Raw genomic sequence first — 17,888 nt, 5'->3', positions numbered from 1 at the left:
TCCCGGCCGAACTTCAGGGCGCGTCCGCCATGCGGGCGCGCCCTTTGTCTTGCCCGACCGTTCCGCCCCCCCCCGAGGCGGGCCCGGGCGCAGCGTCGCGAGGCCTATTGACAAAGTTTACAATCTAGGTTTATGTCGTAAACAACGTAAACAATGACTCCGCCGGAGCACGCCGATGCCGCCCCATGCCGACACCGCCCAGCGCGACCCGCTGCTGGAAAAGGCCCTGGACCAGTTCGCCCTGTACGGGTACCGCAAGACCTCCCTGGACGCCGTGGCCGAAGCGGCCGGGGTCTCGCGCCAGACCCTGTACAAGCGCTACGGGTCCAAGGAAAACCTTTTCCGCGAGGCCATGGCGGACCATTTCGAGGCCACGGCCCGCGCCGCGCGTCTGGCCCTGGACGACGCGTCCGCGCCTCTGGCCGAACGCCTGCTGGCGGCCTTCGACGCCTCGGCCGGCCAGTTCATCGACACGATGAAGGCCTCGCCGCACTTCGTGGAAATCCTCGACGCCACGCACACCCTGGTGGGCGACCTCTGCGCGGCCAGCCACTTGCGATTCATGCAAATGCTGGCCAACGCCGTGGCCGGATGCCCGGCCGTGCGCGCGGGCGGGCACGCGCCCATGGACGTGGCCCGCACCCTGTACCACGCCCACAAGGGCATCTTCTTCCTGTGCGACGGCCACGCCGGGTATCTCGAAGACCTGCGCCTGGCCATCGCCATCATCTGCCCCGGCACGGCGCCATAGGCCGCCATGTCGCGCCGCGCCAAGCTGATCCTGGCCGCAACGGCGGTCTGCATACCCATCGGAGCGATCCTCATGACCGGTTGCGCCATCATGGGCACCAGCCCCCAGGGCGAGGACCTGGCCCGCATGCGCCGATCCCCGCACTACGACACGGAAAACGGATTCGAGAACCGCCGCCCGGGCCTCCTGGCAACGATGCGCAAGCGCAGCCCCTGGAAGGCGCTGCCCGAAATCATCTTCCGGCGCGGGACCCTGAGGCCCGAGGGCCCGCTGCCCGAGGCGGGCGCGGACCTTTCCGCGCTCGACAGGCCCTCGGAGGATATCCGCCTCGTCTGGTTCGGGCACTCCTCGTTCCTGGTGCAGGTGGCCGGGATCAACGTCCTCGTGGACCCGGTGTTCTCGGCCGCGGCCTCGCCCCTGGAATTCCTGGCGCCCCGCTTCCAGGCTCCCCCGGCCGGCCTGGACGAGTTGCCGCGCATCGACGTGATCTGCATCTCCCACGACCACTACGACCACTTGGACATGCAGACCGTGCGCCACTTCCGTGACACCGATACGCTGTTCGTGACGCCGCTGGGCGTGGGCTCGCACCTCGCGGGCTGGGGCATCGCCCCCCAACGCGTCACCGAACTGGACTGGTGGCAGTCGGCCCGGGTGCGCGGCCTGGAATTCACGGCCGCGCCCGCGCAGCACTTCTCGGGCCGGGGCCTGTTCCAGGGCAACCGGACCCTGTGGGCCTCGTGGGCCATCCGGGGCGGCGGCAAAAGCGTCTTCTACAGCGGCGATTCGGGCTATGACACGCATTTCAAGGAAATCGGCGAACGCCTGGGGCCCTTTGACATCGCCTTCATGGAAAACGGGCAGTACGACGAACTCTGGGAAGAGGTGCACATGCTGCCCGAGCAGACCATCCGAGCCTTTGCCGACGTACGCGCCCGGCGGCTGATGCCCGTGCACTGGGGCATGTTCATTCTCTCGCGCCACACCTGGCGCGCCCCGGCCGAGTCCATCGCCGCCCTGGCCGACCAGCGGGGCATCGACCTCGTGACGCCCAGGCTGGGCGAACTGATCACCCTGGACGACGACCTGCGCACGACCCGCTGGTGGGAAACCGGCGCGTCCTTGGCGGACGGCCCCGCCCCCCCCGGTCCCCTCGGCCCGGAGGCCCCGGCCCGCAACTGATTCCTCCTCCCCCCCGGCGGGCCGAGCCCCCCCCTTGGCCCGCGACAAACGCGCCCCGCAAGGGGCGCGTTCCTTTTCCGACATCCTCCTCCCCCCCCCCTGGAAGCCGCCCGGGGCCGGGGGCCGAGGTGAAGTTTTTTTCACACTCCCCCTTTACACCCGCGCCAACGGACTTAAATTTTCCCCATCCTGCGCCGGGCTGGACCGCAACGGCGCGGATTACAACAAACTCTGATCGCATCATGCATTTGTTCCATACGGAGGAGAACAATGGGTAAAATCATCGGAATCGACCTCGGGACCACCAACTCCTGTGTCTACGTCATGGAGGGCAAGGACCCGAAGTGCATCACCAACCCCGAGGGCGGGCGCACCACACCGTCCATCGTGGCCTTCACGGACAAGGAACGCCTGGTGGGCGAAATGGCCAAGCGCCAGGCCGTGACCAACCCCGAGAAGACCGTCTTCGCCATCAAGCGTCTCATGGGCCGCCAGCACGCGGACCCGGAGATCAAGAAGTGGACCGACTCCTGCCCCTACACCATCGCGGCCAACACCAACGCCGACGCCTGCGTGGAGATTGACGGCAAGAAGTACAGCCCGGCCGAAGTCTCGGCCATGATCCTGGCCAAGCTGAAGAGCGACGCCGAGGCCTACCTGGGCGAGAAGGTCAGCGAGGCCGTCATCACCGTGCCCGCGTACTTCAACGACTCCCAGCGCCAGGCCACCAAGGACGCCGGCCGCATCGCGGGCCTGGACGTCAAGCGCATCATCAACGAGCCCACGGCCGCCTCCCTGGCCTACGGCTTCGACAAGAAGGCCAACGAGAAGATCGCCGTGTTCGACCTGGGCGGCGGCACCTTCGACATCTCCATCCTCGAGGTGGGAGACAACGTAGTGGAAGTGCGCGCCACCAACGGCGACACCTTCCTGGGCGGCGAGGACTTCGACCACCGCGTCATCGACTACCTGGTGGACGAGTTCAAGCGCGAGAACGGCATCGACCTGGCCGCGGACCGCATGGCCCTGCAGCGCCTCAAGGAAGCCGCCGAGAAGGCCAAGAAGGAGCTGTCCACGGCCCAGGAGACCGAGGTCAACCTGCCCTTCATCACCGCGGACCAGTCCGGACCCAAGCACATGCTCATCAAGATCTCCCGCGGCAAGCTGGAGAAGCTGGTGGAGGACCTCGTGGCCCGCACCGAAGGCCCCTGCCGGAAGGCCCTGGCCGACGCCGGGCTGTCCGCCTCGGACATCGACGAGGTGGTCCTCGTGGGCGGCATGACCCGCATGCCCCTGGTGCAGCAGAAGGTGGCCGCCATCTTCGGCAAGGAGCCCAACCGCAGCGTGAACCCCGACGAGGTGGTGGCCATGGGCGCCGCCATCCAGGGCGGCATCCTGGCCGGCGACGTGAAGGACGTGCTGCTTCTGGACGTGACCCCTCTGTCCCTGGGCATCGAGACCCTGGGCGGCGTGTTCACCAAGCTCATCGACCGCAACACGACCATCCCCACCAAGAAGAGCCAGGTCTTCACCACGGCGGCGGACAACCAGCCCAGCGTGTCCATCCACGTGCTCCAGGGCGAGCGCCCCATGTCCTCGGACAACATGACGCTCGGCCGCTTCGAGCTCACGGGCCTGCCCCCGGCGCCGCGCGGCGTGCCCCAGGTGGAGGTGGCCTTCGACATCGACGCCAACGGCATCGTCAACGTGTCCGCCAAGGACATGGGCACCGGCAAGGAGCAGTCCATCCGCATCACCGCCTCCTCCGGCCTGGCCGAGGAGGAGATCGAGCGCCTGGTCAAGGAAGCCGAGTCCCACGCCGAGGAGGACAAGGCCAAGCAGAAGCTCATCGAGGTGCGCAACCAGGCCGACACCCTGATCTACACCTCGGAGAAATCCCTGCGCGACCTGGGCGACAAGGTGGACGCCGCCGTGAAGGCGGACATCGAATCCAAGGTCGAGGCCCTGAAGAAGGCCATGGAGGGCGACGACGCCCAGGCCATCGAGACCGCCACCCAGGAACTGGCCCAGGCCTCCCACAAGCTCGCCGAGCAGCTCTACCAGCAGCAAAGCGAGGCCCATGGCGGCCCGGACGCCGGAGCCTCCGGCGCGGCCGGTCCCGCGGGTGGCAACGACGAGGACGTGGTGGACGCGGACTACAAGGAAGTCTAACCCGTGCCCGGGGAGAGCGGGCTTGCCTTCCCTCCCGAACATGGATAGCTTTGCCTGTCCGCGCATTGCGCGGACAGGCTTTTTCTTTACCCGAACCCCGGCAGCCGCCATACGGCCATGAAATCCATACGCACCACCCCCGCTTCCCCGTCGCCCAGGACCCTGCGCGCCCTGGCCCTGGCCGTCCTGATCCTGGCCCTGGTCCTTGGGGCCGGCTGCGCCAAGCGGCTCGTGCCCACCACCCCCGCGCCCGGCGAGGGCAGGCCCGCCATAGTCGGCACCGCCCAACAGGCCGAACAGGCCTGGGAGGCGGGCGACCACGAGGCCAGCGAGGTCCTGAACCGCCGCCTGCTGGACAGGGGCGGGCTCACGGCGGCCGAGCGGGCCGAGGCCTGGGAACGCCTGGCCGTGTCCGCCCTGCAGAACGGCCACGGCCACGTGGCCCTGGAGGCCCTGCGCCACCTGGCGGAGCTGCGCCCGTCCGCGCCCCAGACCTGGCAGTGGAACGACGTCTACCTTCGCGCCCTCATCTCCATCCACCGGCCCGACGCGGCCCGCAGGCACATGGATTCGCTCTTGCGCGACAAGACGCGCCCCTGGGACCTGCGCTTCCGCGCCGGACTGTCCCTGGCCCGCGACCAGTGGAACGAGCGGAGCTACGAGCAGTCCATGCAGACCCTGGCGCGCCTGTACCAGGCCTCCCCGGCCCCGGCTCCCGTGTCGCGCGGGCGGCTGGAGCGGGCCTTCCTGGAAGAGTTCAAGCTCGTGGACGAGGCCACCCTCACGGCCCTGGCCTCTGTGGTGCCGCCCGAGGCCCAGTGGACCTTCCCCTACACCATCGTGCGCCTGGAGCAGGCCCGTCGCTACGCCGCCATGGAGGCCACGCGGCCCCAGGCCTGGCAGCTCCTGAACAATCTTTCGCGCCTGGGCGAATTCGCGGACCAGCAGATGGTGGCCGAGGTGGCCGCCCCCCTGAAGCAGGCCTACGGCCCGCCCACGGGCGGCCTGGTCCTGGCCCTGCCGCTCTCCGGCCCCTATTCCGAGATCGGCTGGAAGGTCCTGCGCGGTGCCGGGGCGGCCCAGTGGCAGGCCCTGACCCAGGGCGCGCAGACCCGCATCCGGGTCCTGAACACCGAGGCCCCGGACTGGCTGGACCGCCTGGCGGACCTGCCCGAGGGCTTCACCGTGCTCGGCGGCCCCCTGCGCCTGGACCGCTTCGAACAGCTGGTGCAGCGCGGCCAGACCGGCAAGCACCCCTGCTTCGCCTTCCTGCCCCGGCTCACCGGGGCCGTGGAGGGCATGGACGCTTGGCGTTTCTTCCCGGGGTCCCATGACGAGGCCCGGGCCCTGGTGGGCCTGGCCATGGATCGCATGGGCGTCTCGCAGTTCGGCGTGCTGCACCCGGCCGAACCCTACGGCGAACGCTTCAGCGAGGTCTTCCGCTCCGAGGTGGAGGACCGCCTGGGCTCGGTGAACGCCACGGGCAGCTATCCCCCGGACGCTCCCACCAAATGGGCCAAAAGCGTGGCGCCCTTCCTGGGCGTGGACCTCGCGGTCCCCGAAGAGGAGCGCGAGCCGGTGGAGCCGCCCTTCCAGGCCGTGTTCATCCCGGACAGCTGGTCCCAGGCCAAGATCCTGGTGCCGCAGCTCTTTTTCTACGACGAGGACCGGCTCCTGGTGCTGGGCCCGTCCCTCTGGAACCAGGGCCTGGCCCGCGACGACAACGTGGAGGCCCACTACTTCCGCACCACGGCCTTCCCTGGGGCCTGGTGGGCCGACAACCCCGCCCCCGGCACCGCCGCCCTGCGCCAGGCCCTGGAGCAGGACGGCCTGGGCGAGCCCGATTTCTGGGTGGCGCTGGGCTTCGACTTCGTGCACTTCGCCGGGCTCATGCCGCCCCTGCCCGCGGCCTGGAGCGCGGACAGCGTGAACACGGCCCTGGCCTCGGCCCAGGGCATGGACTGGAGCATGGCCCCCCTGTCCTGGAACGACGCGGGCCGCGCGCGGCAGGAACTGTTCCTGTTCCGCCCCACGGCCAAGGGCCGGGTGGTGCTGGACGAGGACCTGCTCGCCAAGCGCCTCGCGCGCGTGCGCGAGAACCACGCCGAGCGCGTGCAGATGCAAAAGGACAAGCGCGAGCTGGAGGAACTCCTGAAGCTCCAGGAGGCCGACCCCACCAACGAGAACATCAACATGCGCCTGCAGCTGCTCAAGGAGAGCATCGAGGAGCGCAAGCAGGAACGGCCGTAGCCGTCACGAGAGGAAGCATCATGGCCATCACGCGCGACGACGTCGTGGGCATCGCCAAGCTGGCGCGCCTGGACCTGCCCGAGGACAGGATCGAGGCCTTCGCCGGGCAGTTCAACGACATCCTGGGCTACATGGACCAGTTGGGCCAGGCGGACACCGGGGGCGTGGAGCCCCTGTACTCCCCCGTGGAGCACGTGTCCCGCATGCGCGCCGACGAGGTCCGGGACGAGTTCGCCCGCGAGGACGTCCTGTCCAACGCCCCGGAGACCGACGGCAGCCACTTCATAGTCCCCAAAATCGTTTAATCGCACGGCGACACCACCATGCCCGAAATATACGAACAATCCTTGCTGGAAATCCGCGACGCCCTGGCCCGTGGCGAAGTCACTGCCGAGGCGGCCACGGCCTCGTGCCTGGCGCGCATCAAGGCCACGGAACCGTCCCTGCGCGCCCTGCTCTGCGTGCGCGAAGAAGAGGCCCTGGCCGAGGCCCGGGCCCTGGACGCCGCCGGGCCGGACCCCGCCAAGCCCCTCTGGGGCGTGCCCCTGGGGGTCAAGGACGTGCTCTGCACCAAAGGCACGCCCACCACGTGCGGCTCGCGCATCCTGGAAAATTTCAAGCCCTTCTATGACGCCACGGCCGTGGCCAAGCTGCGCGAGGCCGGGGCCGTGATCCTGGCCAAGGCCAACATGGACGAGTTCGCCATGGGCTCGTCCACGGAGAACTCGGCCTTCCAGACCACGGCCAACCCCTGGGACCTCGCCAAGGTGCCCGGCGGGTCCAGCGGCGGGTCCGCCGCGGGCGTGGCCGCGCGCCAGTTCTTCGGGGCGCTGGGCACGGACACGGGCGGCTCCATCCGCCAGCCCTCGTCCTTCTGCGGCTGCGTGGGCCTGAAGCCCACCTACGGACGGGTCTCGCGCTTCGGCTGCGTGGCCTACGGCTCCAGCCTGGACCAGATCGGCCCCATGGCCCGCACCGTGGGCGACGTGGCCGCCCTGCTCTCGGCCATCGCCGGATTCGACGAGCGCGACTCCACCAGCGTGGACGCGCCCGTGCCCGACTACCTGGCCGCAGCCAAAGGCCTGGATATTGCGGGCCTGCGCATCGGCCTGCCCAAGGAATACTGGGGCCCGGGCCTGGCCCCGGAGGTGGAGGCCGCGTGCCGCGCCGCCGTGGACAAGGCCGCTGAACTCGGGGCCGAGATCGTGCCCGTGGACCTGCCGCACACGGACTACGCCGTGGCGGCCTACTACATCGTGGCCATGGCCGAGGCCAGCTCCAACCTGGCGCGCTTCGACGGGGTGCGCTACGGCCGGCGCGACAAGGATGCCAAGGAACTCATCGAGATGTACACGGCCTCGCGCTCCAAGGGCTTCGGCGAGGAGGTGCAGCGGCGCATCATGCTCGGCACCTACGTGCTCTCGGCGGGCTACTACGACGCCTACTACCGCAAGGCCGCCCAGGTGCGCCGCCTGATCCGCGACGACTTCCAGAAGGCCTTCGAGTCCTGCGACGTCATCGCGGGCCCGGCCTCGCCCGTGACGGCCTGGGGCCTGGACGAGAAGACCGGCGACCCGCTGCAGATGTACCTCATGGACATCTTCACCATCAGCCTGAACCTGGCGGGCCTGCCGGGCATGAGCCTGCCCGTGGGCCTGGGCGCGGACTCCAGGATGCCCGTGGGCCTGCAGCTGTTGGGACCGGCCTTCGGCGAGGAGCGCCTGCTGGGCGCGGCCGCGACCCTGGAAAAGGCCCTGGGCCCGCTGCCCGAACCCATGGGCATATAGCTCCAACCCCGCCCGCCCCGGACACCGGTTTTTGGGGCAGAGGGAGGGGGCGCGGGGGAGGGAGGAACCCCTTTTCACCGTCAGGAAAAGGGGTTCCTCCCTCCCCCGCATTCCCCGGGAAGACCCGATGCAAGCACCCATCGCCATCGCCGTGAGCGGCGGCGCGGACAGCCTGTACGCCACGGCCCTGCTCGTGGAGTCCGGGCGCGACGTGCTGGCCGTGCACGCCCACTTCCTGCCGCCCCGCCCGGCCTCGTCGCGCGCAGCCGGGGAACTGGGCCGGGCCGTGGAGGCGCTGGGCGCGCGCTTCGCCGTGGTGGACCTGTCCCGGGAATTCGAGGAGCTGGTGGTGGCGCCCTTCGCCCGGGCCTACGCCCGGAGCCTGACCCCCAACCCCTGCGCCGCGTGCAACCCGGCCATGAAGTTCGGCCTGCTGCGTGAGCGCGCCCGCGACCTGGGGGCCGAAGCCTTCGCCACGGGCCACTACGCCCGGGTGGAGCAGGGGCCGAACGGGCCGCGCCTCATGCGCGGGGCCGACCCGGCCAAGGACCAGAGCTATTTCCTGTCCCTGGTGCCGCGCAGGAGCCTTCAAGGCGTGGAACTGCCCCTGGGCGGCCTGACCAAGGAGGCGGTGCTGGCCGAACTCAAGCGGCGCGGCCTGCGCCCGCCCCTGCCCAAGGAAAGCCAGGAAATCTGCTTCGTGCCCGGCGACGACTACCGCGCCTTTCTCCAGGCCCGGGGCGAGGCCCTGCCCGGGCCCGGGCCCATCGTGCTGGCGGGCGGCGGGCAGGTGGGCGAGCACCAGGGCCTGTGGCGGCACACCGAGGGCCAGCGCCGGGGCCTGGGCGTGGCCTGGAGCGAGCCCCTGTACGTGGTGGGCAAGGACCTGGCGGCCAACGCCCTGCTGGTGGGCCCGCGCGAGGCGGCCCTGGCCCGGGGCTGCGCGGTGCGCGACGTGAACACGCTCCTGCCGCCGGACCAGTGGCCGGACACGGTGCTGGCGCGCACGCGCTATCGCCAGGAGAGCTTTGCCGTGAAGGCCGAAATGCGCGACACCGCCCTCGCGCTGCATTTTTTCGAACCCCGCACCCTGCCCGCGCCGGGCCAGGTGGCCGCGTTGTACGATACCGACGGCCGGGTCCTGGCGGGCGGGATAATCGCCGAACAATGAGCAATCCCTTGAAATTCCACATCCATACCCTGGGCTGCAAGATCAACCAGTACGAGAGCCAGTCCCTGCGCGAGGCCTGGGCCGCGCGCGGCCTGGAGGAGGCCCCCTCCCCGCAGGAGGCGGACCTGCTGGTGGTCAACTCCTGCGCCGTGACCAACCGGGCCGTGGCCGATCTGCGGCGCACCACCCGGCGCATGCTGCGCGAGAACCCCGGGGCCAGGCTGGTCATCACGGGCTGCGCGGCCCAGGTCCTGTCCGAGGAGCTGGCCAGGGACTTCCCCGACGCCCTGCTGGTGCCCCAGGAGGCCAAGGACGCCCTGCTGGACCCGGCGGCTCTTGACGCCCCGGCCTGCTCCGGTTCCGGCGGCCCCGGCGGGCCGCGCTTCCAGGGCTTCAGCATCTCGGGCTCCAGCCGCGCCCGGGGCGTGGTCAAGGTCCAGGACGGCTGCTCCCACCGCTGCACCTACTGCATCGTGCCCGACACCCGGGGCCCGGCCGTGAGCCGCCCGGTCGGGGACGCCCTGGCCGAGGTGCGCCGCCTGTTCGCGTCGGGCTGGCGGGAGGTGACCCTCTCGGGCATCAACCTGCGCCAGTTCGGCGGGGACCTCGACCCGGCCATGGATTTCTGGGACCTGGTGGCGCGCCTGGAAGCGGAGCTGGCTCCGGAATGGGCCGGGCGGGCGCGGCTGCGCCTGAGCTCCCTGGACCCCGGCCAGCTGGACGACAAGGCCCTCGACGTCCTGGCGACCTCGCGCCTAGTCTGCCCGCACCTGCACATCTCCGTGCAAAGCCTGGCCCCGGCCGTGTTGCGGCGCATGGGGCGGGGCCACTACGCCCCGGAGGACATCCTGGCCTGGGTGGACAGGCTCGGGGGAGTCTGGCCCGTTTTCGGCCTGGGTGCGGACCTGCTGGTCGGTTTTCCCGGGGAAACGGACGAACACTTCGAGCAGACGCTGCAAAACTGCGAAAAACTGCCCCTTTCCTACGCGCATGTTTTCCCGTATTCTTGCAGACCCGGAACCCCGGCCGCGGCCTGGCCAGACCAGGTGCCAGCGGCGGTGAGCCGGGAGCGCGCGGCCCGGCTGCGCGGCCTGGTGGGAGACAAGAAGGCCGCGTTCCTCTCGGGCCTGGCCTCGTTGCCGGAGTTGACCATGGTCCCCGAGGGCAAGAACTCGGGACGGGGAGTCAGCGAATTCTATGCGGAATGCCGCCTTGCCAAGCCCGCGCGCGTGGCGCCGGGCAGCTTGGTGCGCGTGCGGCCCGTGAGCGCGGGCCCCGACTTCATAACCGTGACGCCCGCGAACGACGCGGCCACAGGAAACAACGAATGATCAAGAGCATGACCGGCTTCGGCCGATTTCTCCTTCAGGACAAGGACTGGTCCCAGGAATGGGAGATCCGCAGCGTCAACGGCCGCCATCTGGACGTGAAATGGCGGCTGCCCGCCAACGTGCGCTGCCTGGAGACGAATTTCGAGCGCCAGGTGCGCAACCACGCCTCCCGGGGCCGGGTGAACATCAACCTCAATCTGCAGGTCACGCGCGCGGACATCCTGGGCGTGCATCTGAACCAGCCCATGGCCGAGGCCATGCTGACGCAGATGGAGCGCTTCGCCTCGCGCATGGAATACCCCTTCAAGCCCGACTTCTCGCGGCTCATGGGCATGTCCTTCCTCTGGGAGGACCAGGGCGGCGAGCCCGATCCCGAGTTGGTGGAGAGCTTGGCCGCCGGGCTGGAGGAGGCCCTCAGGGACTGGGACGAGTCCCGCTCCGTGGAGGGCCAGGCCACACGCAAGGACCTCTCGCGCCGCCTGATCAGCCTGGAGGAATGGCTGGCCCAGCTCAAGGAACGCGCCCCGCAGATCAAGGAGGAACGTTTCGCCACGGTGGAGGCCCGCATCCAGCAGGTGCTGGACCGCTACTCCATCGACCTGGACCAGGAGCGGCTGCTGCAGGAGGTGGCCGTGCTCTCGGACAAGCTGGACGTGTCCGAGGAGCTGTCGCGGCTCTCCGCGCATCTGGAGGGCATCGGCAAGATCCTGGAGAACGGGGCCGACGCGGGCAAGCGCCTGGACTTCATGCTCCAGGAATGCTTCCGCGAGATCAACACCTGCGGCAACAAGGCCCAGGACACCCAGGTCTCGCGCATCGTGGTGGACTTCAAGACCGAACTGGAAAAGTGCCGCGAACAGGTGCAGAACGTCGAATAGCAACAGCACGACAAGGAATTTTTCATGTCCAAGTCAGGGCTTCTGAACATCGGCTTCGGCAATTTCGTGGTTTCGGACCGCGTCATCGCCATCGTCAACCCCTCGTCCTCGCCCATGCGCAGGCTGCGCGAGGACGCGCGCCAGGGCGGGCGGCTCATAGACGCCACCCAGGGCCGCAAGACCCGCTCCATCATCGTCTCGGACTCCAACCACGTGATCCTCTCGGCCATCCAGGCCGAGACCATCGGCCAACGCTACAGCTCCGAGGAAGACGATGACTGAGCGCACCGGGCTGATGCTGATCATCTGCGCGCCCTCGGGCACGGGCAAGAGCACCCTCGTTGCAAGGCTGCGCAACGAATTCCAGCGCCTGGCCTTTTCCGTGTCCTGCACCACCCGCGCCCCGCGCCCGGGGGAACGGGACGGGGTGCACTACCATTTCCTGACCCGCGAGGAGTTCATGCGCCGCAAGGACGACGGCTTCTTCGCGGAATGGGCCGAGGTCCACGGCAACTTCTACGGCACGCCCAAGCCGGGGCTCACGGAGATGCTGCGCGAGGGCCGCGACGTGCTCTTCGACATCGACGTGCAGGGCGCGGCGCAGCTGCGCGAGTCCATGCCCGGCCAGGGCTGCCACGTATTCCTGTTCCCGCCGTCGCTGGCGGCCCTGCGTGAGCGCCTCCTGGGCCGGAACAGCGACGCGGACGTCGTCGTCCGCCGCCGCCTGGACAACGCGCCCGGCGAGATAGCGCGGGCCGTCGAATTCGACTTCTGGATCGTCAACGACGACCTGGACGCGGCCTACGACGCCCTGCGCGCCGCCTACCTGGCCGAAGGGCTGAAACCCGCCTACCGCCCGGGCCTGCCCCAGGAAGTGCTGGACGGCGTGGGAGGAGGCGACTGATGGCCGAGTTGGTTGTCGCCCTGGACTTCCCCACCCGGGGCGAGGCCCTGGACATGGCCCGCCGCCTGGCCGGGACCGTGCCCTGGGTCAAGGTGGGCCTGGAGCTGTACACGGCCGAGGGCCCGTCCATGGTGGCGGAGCTGAAGTCCATGGGCTTCAAGGTCTTCGTGGACCTCAAGTTTCTCGACATTCCCAACACCGTGCGCGGCGCGGTGAAGAGCGCCATGGCCGCCGGGGCGGACATGCTCAACGTGCACGCCACGGGCGGGCGGCGCATGCTGGAGGCCGCGCGCCAGGGCCTCGACGAGGCCGCCAAGGCCACGGGATCGCGCCCCCTGCTGCTGGGGGTCACGGTGCTGACCAGCATGGACGAGTCGGACCTGGCCCTGGCCCCGGGGCAGAGCGTGGCGGACCTGGCTCTGGGCCTGGCGCGCGCCTGCCGCGACGCGGGCCTGCACGGTGTGGTCTGCTCCGGGCACGAGGCCGCGGCCATCAAGGCCGCCTGCGGCAAGGACTTTCTCTGCCTGACCCCGGGCATCCGCCTTGCGGACGCGGACGACGACCAACGCCGCGTCATGACACCGGCGCAGGCCGTGGCCCAGGGGTCGGATTTCCTGGTGGCGGGACGGCCCGTGACCCGTGCGAACGACCCGTTGGCCGCCGCCAAAGACTTTATTGCACAAATACCCCCAAGGGCTGTATAGAAGGCATATGAGTCAAGAGAACGAATCCATCCAGAACGGCCAAGCCAAGGGCGGGGCCGCGCAGAACGGCAAGGCCAAGAACGGCACTCCCCGCCATGTCGAGCACGGCAAGTCGGACAAGATCAGCGGCGTGTTCTCCACCCAGACCATCCAGAGGGTGGGCACTGGCACGACCACGCGCAAGACAGTGAAGAAGACGTTCTGGATGGTGCTGCAGGATGCCAACGACACCCTGAGCATCCAGCCGCTGAACATTAACTACGTTCCCTCGGGCCCCAAGCGCACCGTCCCCAAGGATGACTTCCTGGAAAAATTCTCCCCGGAGCCGGAGTTTTACGTCTCCACGGTCTACCCCAAGATGAAGGAAATGCAGGAGAGCGTGGACAAGGGCGAGCAGCACCGCGAAAAGGGCGAGACCTTCAGCGCGGAGCTTGAGTTCAACAACGCCCTGAACATCGACGAGGAAAACGTGCGCGCCAACTTCGGCCTGGGGCTCACGTATCTGGAGCGCGGGGACGACACCAAGGCCAACGACATCTTCGAGCGCCTGGTGAAGCTGGACGCGGCCTTCGAGCCGGAGCACAAGCACCTGTTCAACGACTTCGGCATCAATCTGCGCAAGAACAAGATGTACCAGCAGTCCCTGGACTACTACGAACGGGCCATCGAGCTGGTCTCCACGGACGAGAACCTGTTCTACAACATCGCCCGCGTGTTCTACGAGCGCGAGGAGTTCGACAGGGCCGCCGCCAACCTGCAAAAGGCCATCGAGATGAGCCCCCATTTCGAGGAGGCCGCCAAGTTCCTGCAGTTCCTCAAGGAAAAGAACCTGGTGGACGAATCAGGAGCCGCCGTGGACGGAGCCGTGAAGCCCGACGGCGTGCGCAAGAAGCCCAAGAAGAGCTCCGGCGCCACGTACGACATGAAGTTTTAGATGCGCCACGTCTGGACCTCCCGACCGGCAGACCCGGAACCCGGAAACCTTGGCCGCTGGGCCGAACGGCTCCAGATATCCCCGCTCATCGCCAGCATCCTCTGGGGCCGCGGCCTGCGCGCGCCCGAGGAGATGGACGTCTTCCTCTCCCCGCTCCTCAGACACCTGGAACCGCCCTCCAGCGTGCCCGGCATGGCCGAGGCCGCCGAGGTACTGGCCGACGGCTTGGCGCGCGGCGCGCGCTTCTGCGTCTGGGGGGACTACGACGTGGACGGCGTGACCTCCACGGCCCTGGTCAAGACCTTCCTGGCCCGGCGCGGCATCGAGGCCGCCCACTACATCCCCAGCCGCCTGGAGCACGGCTACGGCATGAACGCCGACGGCGTGCGCGGGCTGGCCGAGGCCGGGGTGGAGATCCTGCTCACCGTGGACTGCGGCATCACCAGCCTGGAGGAGATCGCCCTGGCCCGGAGCCTGGGCATGACCGTGGTGGTCTCGGACCACCACCTGCCCGGGGACGCCCTGCCCGAGGCCCACGCCGTGACCAACCCGCGCCTGGGGGACTGCCCCTGCCCGGACCTGGCCGGGGTGGGCGTGGCCTGGCTGCTCATGGCCGCCGTGAACCGCCTGCTCCCGGGCGAGCCCGAGGACATGCGCGACTACCTGGACCTCGTGGCGCTGGGCACCATCGCCGACGTGGTGCGCCTGCGCGGGCAGAACCGCATCCTGGTCAAGAACGGCCTGCTCGGCCTGGCCCGGGCGGACCGGCCCGGCATCGCGGCCCTCAAGGAGGCCAGCGGGTTCGCGCCCTCGGCGGCCCTAGGCGCGGGACAAGTGGGCTTCGGCCTGGCCCCGCGCATCAACGCCGCAGGCCGCCTGGGCGACGCCCAGACCGCCCTGGACCTGCTCCTGGCACCGGACTACGACACGGCCCGGCCCCTGGCCAAGCGATTGGACGAATTGAACAGCAACCGCCGGGGCGAGGAGGACGCCATCCTGCGCCAGGCTCTGGAACAGGCCGGGGAGCACCCCGAAAGCCTGGGGCTGGTGCTGGTGGGCGAGGACTGGCACCCCGGGGTCATCGGCATTGTGGCCTCGCGCCTTGTGGAGGCCCACTACCGCCCGACCCTGATACTGACCCGCGAGAACGGCCTGCTCAAGGGCTCGGGGCGCAGCACGCGGGAGTTCGACCTGCACGCCGGGCTCACGGCCTGCGCCGACCTGCTGAAGGGCTTCGGTGGCCACCCCATGGCCGCGGGCCTGTCCCTGGAGCCGGAGAACCTCGACGCGCTGCGCGCGCGGTTCGACGAGGCCGTGGCCGCGCAATGCGGGTCCGAGCCCCTGTCCCCCACCCTGTTCCTGGACGGAGAGCTGCCCTTCGCGGACCTGGACTTCGACCTGCTCAAGGAGCTGGAAATGCTCCAGCCCTTCGGCCCGGCCAACGCCCAGCCCGTGTTCGGCTCGCCGCCCGTGCTGGTGGCGGACCGCCGCGTGTTCGGCAAGGACCACGTCAAGCTCACCCTCAAGGACGAGGCCAGCGGCGTGACCCTCGCGGCCAAGGCCTGGCGCCAGGCCGACGCCCTGCCCGCGAGCCTGCGCGGCACGCGCATCCGCATCGCCTACACCCCCAAGATCGACCGCTACCAGGGCGTGGCCAGCATCGACCTACAGATCAAGGACTGGCAAGCAGTCTGACAGGCCGCCCCAAAACAGCGATCGGCCGAGCGTAATAGCGCCCGGCAGGGGCCCGCAGACATTTGAAATCCATTTTGCGCAGGCCGTTCAAAAATAGTGAGATGCAAGGCGCAAGGGCAATTGTCGGCCAGCCATCGTGGCTGTCCGCTTTGCGGGCGACGCGCTACGCCGCGTCGACCAATTTTGCTTCCTGCAAAATTGTCGAGACCGACGCGTATCCCAACGCTTCCGCTACGCGAGGGTTTGAATTGTTCGCAGCAACGCCGCAGATCGCTGTTTGTGGGCGGCCTGCTAGATGTCCATGCCCAGTTCGTCCCGCAGGCGATCCTTTATCCGGGGCATGACGCGCTGCATGAGCTGCTGGGCCATGGCCTGGCTCTGGGCCATGCTCCGCTGCATGATCTGCGGCCCCAGCTTGACGGCCTTCTTGAACACCGGATTCTGGTACAGCCTGGTCAGTTCCAGGACCTCACCGCGCGTGAGGTGGCATCCCCAGGCGTCGGCGGTCATGTTGAGCATCTCGCGGCTCACGGCCCTGCGCTCCTTGGCGAATTCCTCGGTGAGGATGTCCAAGAGGGCGTCGGGCGCGTCCGGGCTCTTGGCCTTCACGCCCTTGAATATCTGCATCGGGACCATGTCCAGAATGGCTCCGATGACCTCCATGCTCCCCGAGGCCCTGGCCAGCTCCACCAGCTCCGCACGGCTGGCCTGGTCCGCACGGGCCAGGGCGGGTGCGAACAGCAACAAACACAACACGGCCGCGGTCAGTCTCTTGCACATGCGCATGATTTCCCCCTGATGCCGAATGGTTGCGTGAAAGCGGCCCTCGCACCATAGCAGCACGCCCCGGCCTCTCGCAAGAGACGAATACATACAGACCAGACGAACAGCCCGCGCATGCAGCCAGGGGATCCCGAAGCATGGGTGCCCGGCCGGCGGATATCCTCCTTCAGGTTCGATGTTGCAAATCTCGCCAGGCGTGCTACGAATATCAATAATCCTGTATACCCTTCCAAAGGAGACGGCCTGGCGACGCATGCCGATGCGGCCGGTCTGCAAAAGTGGAGGAAGGCATGAGGTCTCCCGGCCCGCATGGCCCCGCGCGTCCGTTCTTGCGTCGGTTTGTACACGCCGCATGCATCGTGTTCCTGCTGGCGTCGACGTGCATTGCCGCGTCGGAAGAACCGCGCAAGCTGGCCCTGGTCATCGGGAATTCGGCCTACCAAAACGCCACGGCCCTGCCGAACCCGAAAAACGACGCCACCGCCGTGGCCGCCGGGCTGAAGCGGTCGGGCTTCACGGTCATCCGGCTCGTGGACGCCAACCGGGCGCAACAGAAGGACGGCGTCGGAATGTTCCTCGAAAGGCTCCGCGAGTACGACGTGGGGCTCTTTTTTTATGCCGGTCACGGCATCTCCATCGACGGCCGCAACTACCTGATTCCGGTGGACGCGGCCCTGCGCTCCCAAATTGCTGCTGGTGGACGAGGTGCTGGGCATGAATCCCAAGGACCGGCAAATGCTCGTCTTCCTGGACGCCTGCCGGGACAACCCCTTCGTCGAGGAGGTGGCCAAGATCGGGGACGTCGTGGTTTCGCGCGGCCTGGCGGCCACAAAGGGCATCGCGCCTGAAGAGCGGCAACCAAAACCTGTTCGTGGCCTTCTCCACCCAGCCGGGCAACGTGGCCCTGGACGGCAGCGGAAAGCACAGCCCGTTCTCCAAGGCGTTGATCCTGCACCTCAACGAACGGCTCGAGGTCCGCAAGCTGATGACCAAGGTGCGCCGGTCCGTGGCCGAGGAAACCGGCTACAGGCAGATTCCCTGGGAGCAGAATTCCCTGCTCAAGCCGGTCTACCTCTCGGGCAAGCCCGATCTGGGCAAGATGCGCATCCACCACATCGCCGACGTGACCAAGGTGATCATGAAATGGGGCTACGTGGTGGCGGGCTATGTGGGCGACCGCCGCCCCCAGGAGGGCGACATGGTCCGCATCGACCTGGGAGGGCGCAGGATCGAGGCCAAGGTGGGCAAGGTCATGGCGACGGGAATCTCGGTGATCCCGTCCGCCTGGGACAACGAAATCCATGTGTGCGCGCAGGTGGTCCAAGAGGAGTTCAGCGAGGAATGAT

17 protein-coding genes are annotated in these 17,888 nt (G+C 68.6%); 16 read left to right on the top strand and 1 reads right to left on the bottom strand.

Annotated elements, in window-relative coordinates; all coding sequences use genetic code 11:
- Positions 1 to 175: 175 nt before the first annotated feature.
- The 14 genes from ACYYG1_RS13740 to recJ all read left to right on the top strand — a co-directional run bounded on the left by ACYYG1_RS13740 (position 176) and on the right by recJ (position 15,759).
- Positions 176 to 751 (top strand): TetR/AcrR family transcriptional regulator, encoded by a 576-nt coding sequence (locus tag ACYYG1_RS13740; protein WP_461210897.1) that lies wholly within the window; start codon positions 176 to 178, stop codon positions 749 to 751.
- 6 nt (positions 752 to 757) lie between these two features.
- Positions 758 to 1,933 carry an MBL fold metallo-hydrolase gene (locus tag ACYYG1_RS13735; RefSeq protein WP_461210896.1) on the top strand — a complete coding sequence of 392 codons (1,176 nt, stop codon included), beginning with the start codon at positions 758 to 760 and terminating at the stop codon, positions 1,931 to 1,933.
- Positions 1,934 to 2,203: 270 nt separating this feature from the next.
- Positions 2,204 to 4,105 (top strand): molecular chaperone DnaK, encoded by a 1,902-nt coding sequence (gene dnaK / locus ACYYG1_RS13730; protein ID WP_461210895.1) that lies wholly within the window; start codon positions 2,204 to 2,206, stop codon positions 4,103 to 4,105.
- 117 nt (positions 4,106 to 4,222) lie between these two features.
- Positions 4,223 to 6,355, top strand: a complete 2,133-nt coding sequence (locus ACYYG1_RS13725; RefSeq protein ID WP_461210894.1) for a penicillin-binding protein activator — start codon at positions 4,223 to 4,225, stop codon at positions 6,353 to 6,355.
- Positions 6,356 to 6,375: 20 nt separating this feature from the next.
- A complete protein-coding gene (gene gatC, locus ACYYG1_RS13720; protein ID WP_461210893.1) occupies positions 6,376 to 6,660 on the top strand; it encodes an Asp-tRNA(Asn)/Glu-tRNA(Gln) amidotransferase subunit GatC in 285 nt (94 codons plus the stop codon).
- 18 nt (positions 6,661 to 6,678) lie between these two features.
- Positions 6,679 to 8,142, top strand: a complete 1,464-nt coding sequence (gene gatA, locus ACYYG1_RS13715) for an Asp-tRNA(Asn)/Glu-tRNA(Gln) amidotransferase subunit GatA (RefSeq protein WP_461210892.1) — start codon at positions 6,679 to 6,681, stop codon at positions 8,140 to 8,142.
- Between the two features lie 127 nt (positions 8,143 to 8,269).
- The gene (locus ACYYG1_RS13710; RefSeq protein WP_461210891.1) at positions 8,270 to 9,313 is read left to right on the top strand and encodes a tRNA-specific 2-thiouridylase; all 1,044 of its coding nucleotides are present in this window, start codon (positions 8,270 to 8,272) and stop codon (positions 9,311 to 9,313) included.
- Positions 9,310 to 10,644 (top strand): MiaB/RimO family radical SAM methylthiotransferase, encoded by a 1,335-nt coding sequence (locus ACYYG1_RS13705; RefSeq protein WP_461210890.1) that lies wholly within the window; start codon positions 9,310 to 9,312, stop codon positions 10,642 to 10,644. The genes ACYYG1_RS13710 and ACYYG1_RS13705 overlap by 4 nt, the downstream gene beginning before the upstream one ends.
- Positions 10,641 to 11,522, top strand: coding sequence for a YicC/YloC family endoribonuclease (locus ACYYG1_RS13700; RefSeq protein WP_461210889.1), 882 nt, complete (start codon positions 10,641 to 10,643; stop codon positions 11,520 to 11,522). Before ACYYG1_RS13705 ends, ACYYG1_RS13700 begins: the two co-directional genes overlap by 4 nt.
- Before the next feature lie 24 nt (positions 11,523 to 11,546).
- A complete protein-coding gene (locus tag ACYYG1_RS13695; RefSeq protein WP_461210888.1) occupies positions 11,547 to 11,804 on the top strand; it encodes a DUF370 domain-containing protein in 258 nt (85 codons plus the stop codon).
- Positions 11,797 to 12,426, top strand: a complete 630-nt coding sequence (gene gmk, locus ACYYG1_RS13690) for a guanylate kinase (RefSeq protein WP_461210887.1) — start codon at positions 11,797 to 11,799, stop codon at positions 12,424 to 12,426. Before ACYYG1_RS13695 ends, gmk begins: the two co-directional genes overlap by 8 nt.
- A complete protein-coding gene (gene pyrF / locus ACYYG1_RS13685) occupies positions 12,426 to 13,130 on the top strand; it encodes an orotidine-5'-phosphate decarboxylase (protein WP_461210886.1) in 705 nt (234 codons plus the stop codon). The genes gmk and pyrF overlap by 1 nt, the downstream gene beginning before the upstream one ends.
- A gap of 7 nt (positions 13,131 to 13,137) precedes the next feature.
- A complete protein-coding gene (locus ACYYG1_RS13680) occupies positions 13,138 to 14,064 on the top strand; it encodes a tetratricopeptide repeat protein (protein WP_461210885.1) in 927 nt (308 codons plus the stop codon).
- Positions 14,065 to 15,759 (top strand): single-stranded-DNA-specific exonuclease RecJ, encoded by a 1,695-nt coding sequence (gene recJ, locus ACYYG1_RS13675; protein WP_461210884.1) that lies wholly within the window; start codon positions 14,065 to 14,067, stop codon positions 15,757 to 15,759.
- 291 nt (positions 15,760 to 16,050) lie between these two features.
- Here the strand turns inward: recJ and ACYYG1_RS13670 are convergent, their stop codons facing one another.
- On the bottom strand, positions 16,051 to 16,539 hold the full coding sequence (locus ACYYG1_RS13670) for a DUF2059 domain-containing protein (RefSeq protein ID WP_461210883.1): 489 nt from the start codon (positions 16,537 to 16,539) through the stop codon (positions 16,051 to 16,053).
- Positions 16,540 to 16,901: 362 nt separating this feature from the next.
- Here ACYYG1_RS13670 and ACYYG1_RS13665 point away from each other — a divergent pair, with 362 nt between their 5' ends.
- Positions 16,902 to 17,390 carry a caspase family protein gene (locus ACYYG1_RS13665; RefSeq protein WP_461210882.1) on the top strand — a complete coding sequence of 163 codons (489 nt, stop codon included), beginning with the start codon at positions 16,902 to 16,904 and terminating at the stop codon, positions 17,388 to 17,390.
- Complete coding sequence (locus ACYYG1_RS13660; RefSeq protein WP_461210930.1) at positions 17,387 to 17,887, top strand: caspase family protein; 501 nt, start codon at positions 17,387 to 17,389, stop codon at positions 17,885 to 17,887. The genes ACYYG1_RS13665 and ACYYG1_RS13660 overlap by 4 nt, the downstream gene beginning before the upstream one ends.
- Position 17,888 lies beyond the last annotated feature (1 nt).

The organism is Desulfocurvus sp. DL1XJH-121, from assembly GCF_054819825.1.
Note: the sequence above shows the minus strand (reverse complement) of the source record. Positions and strands in the feature narration are given on the sequence as shown.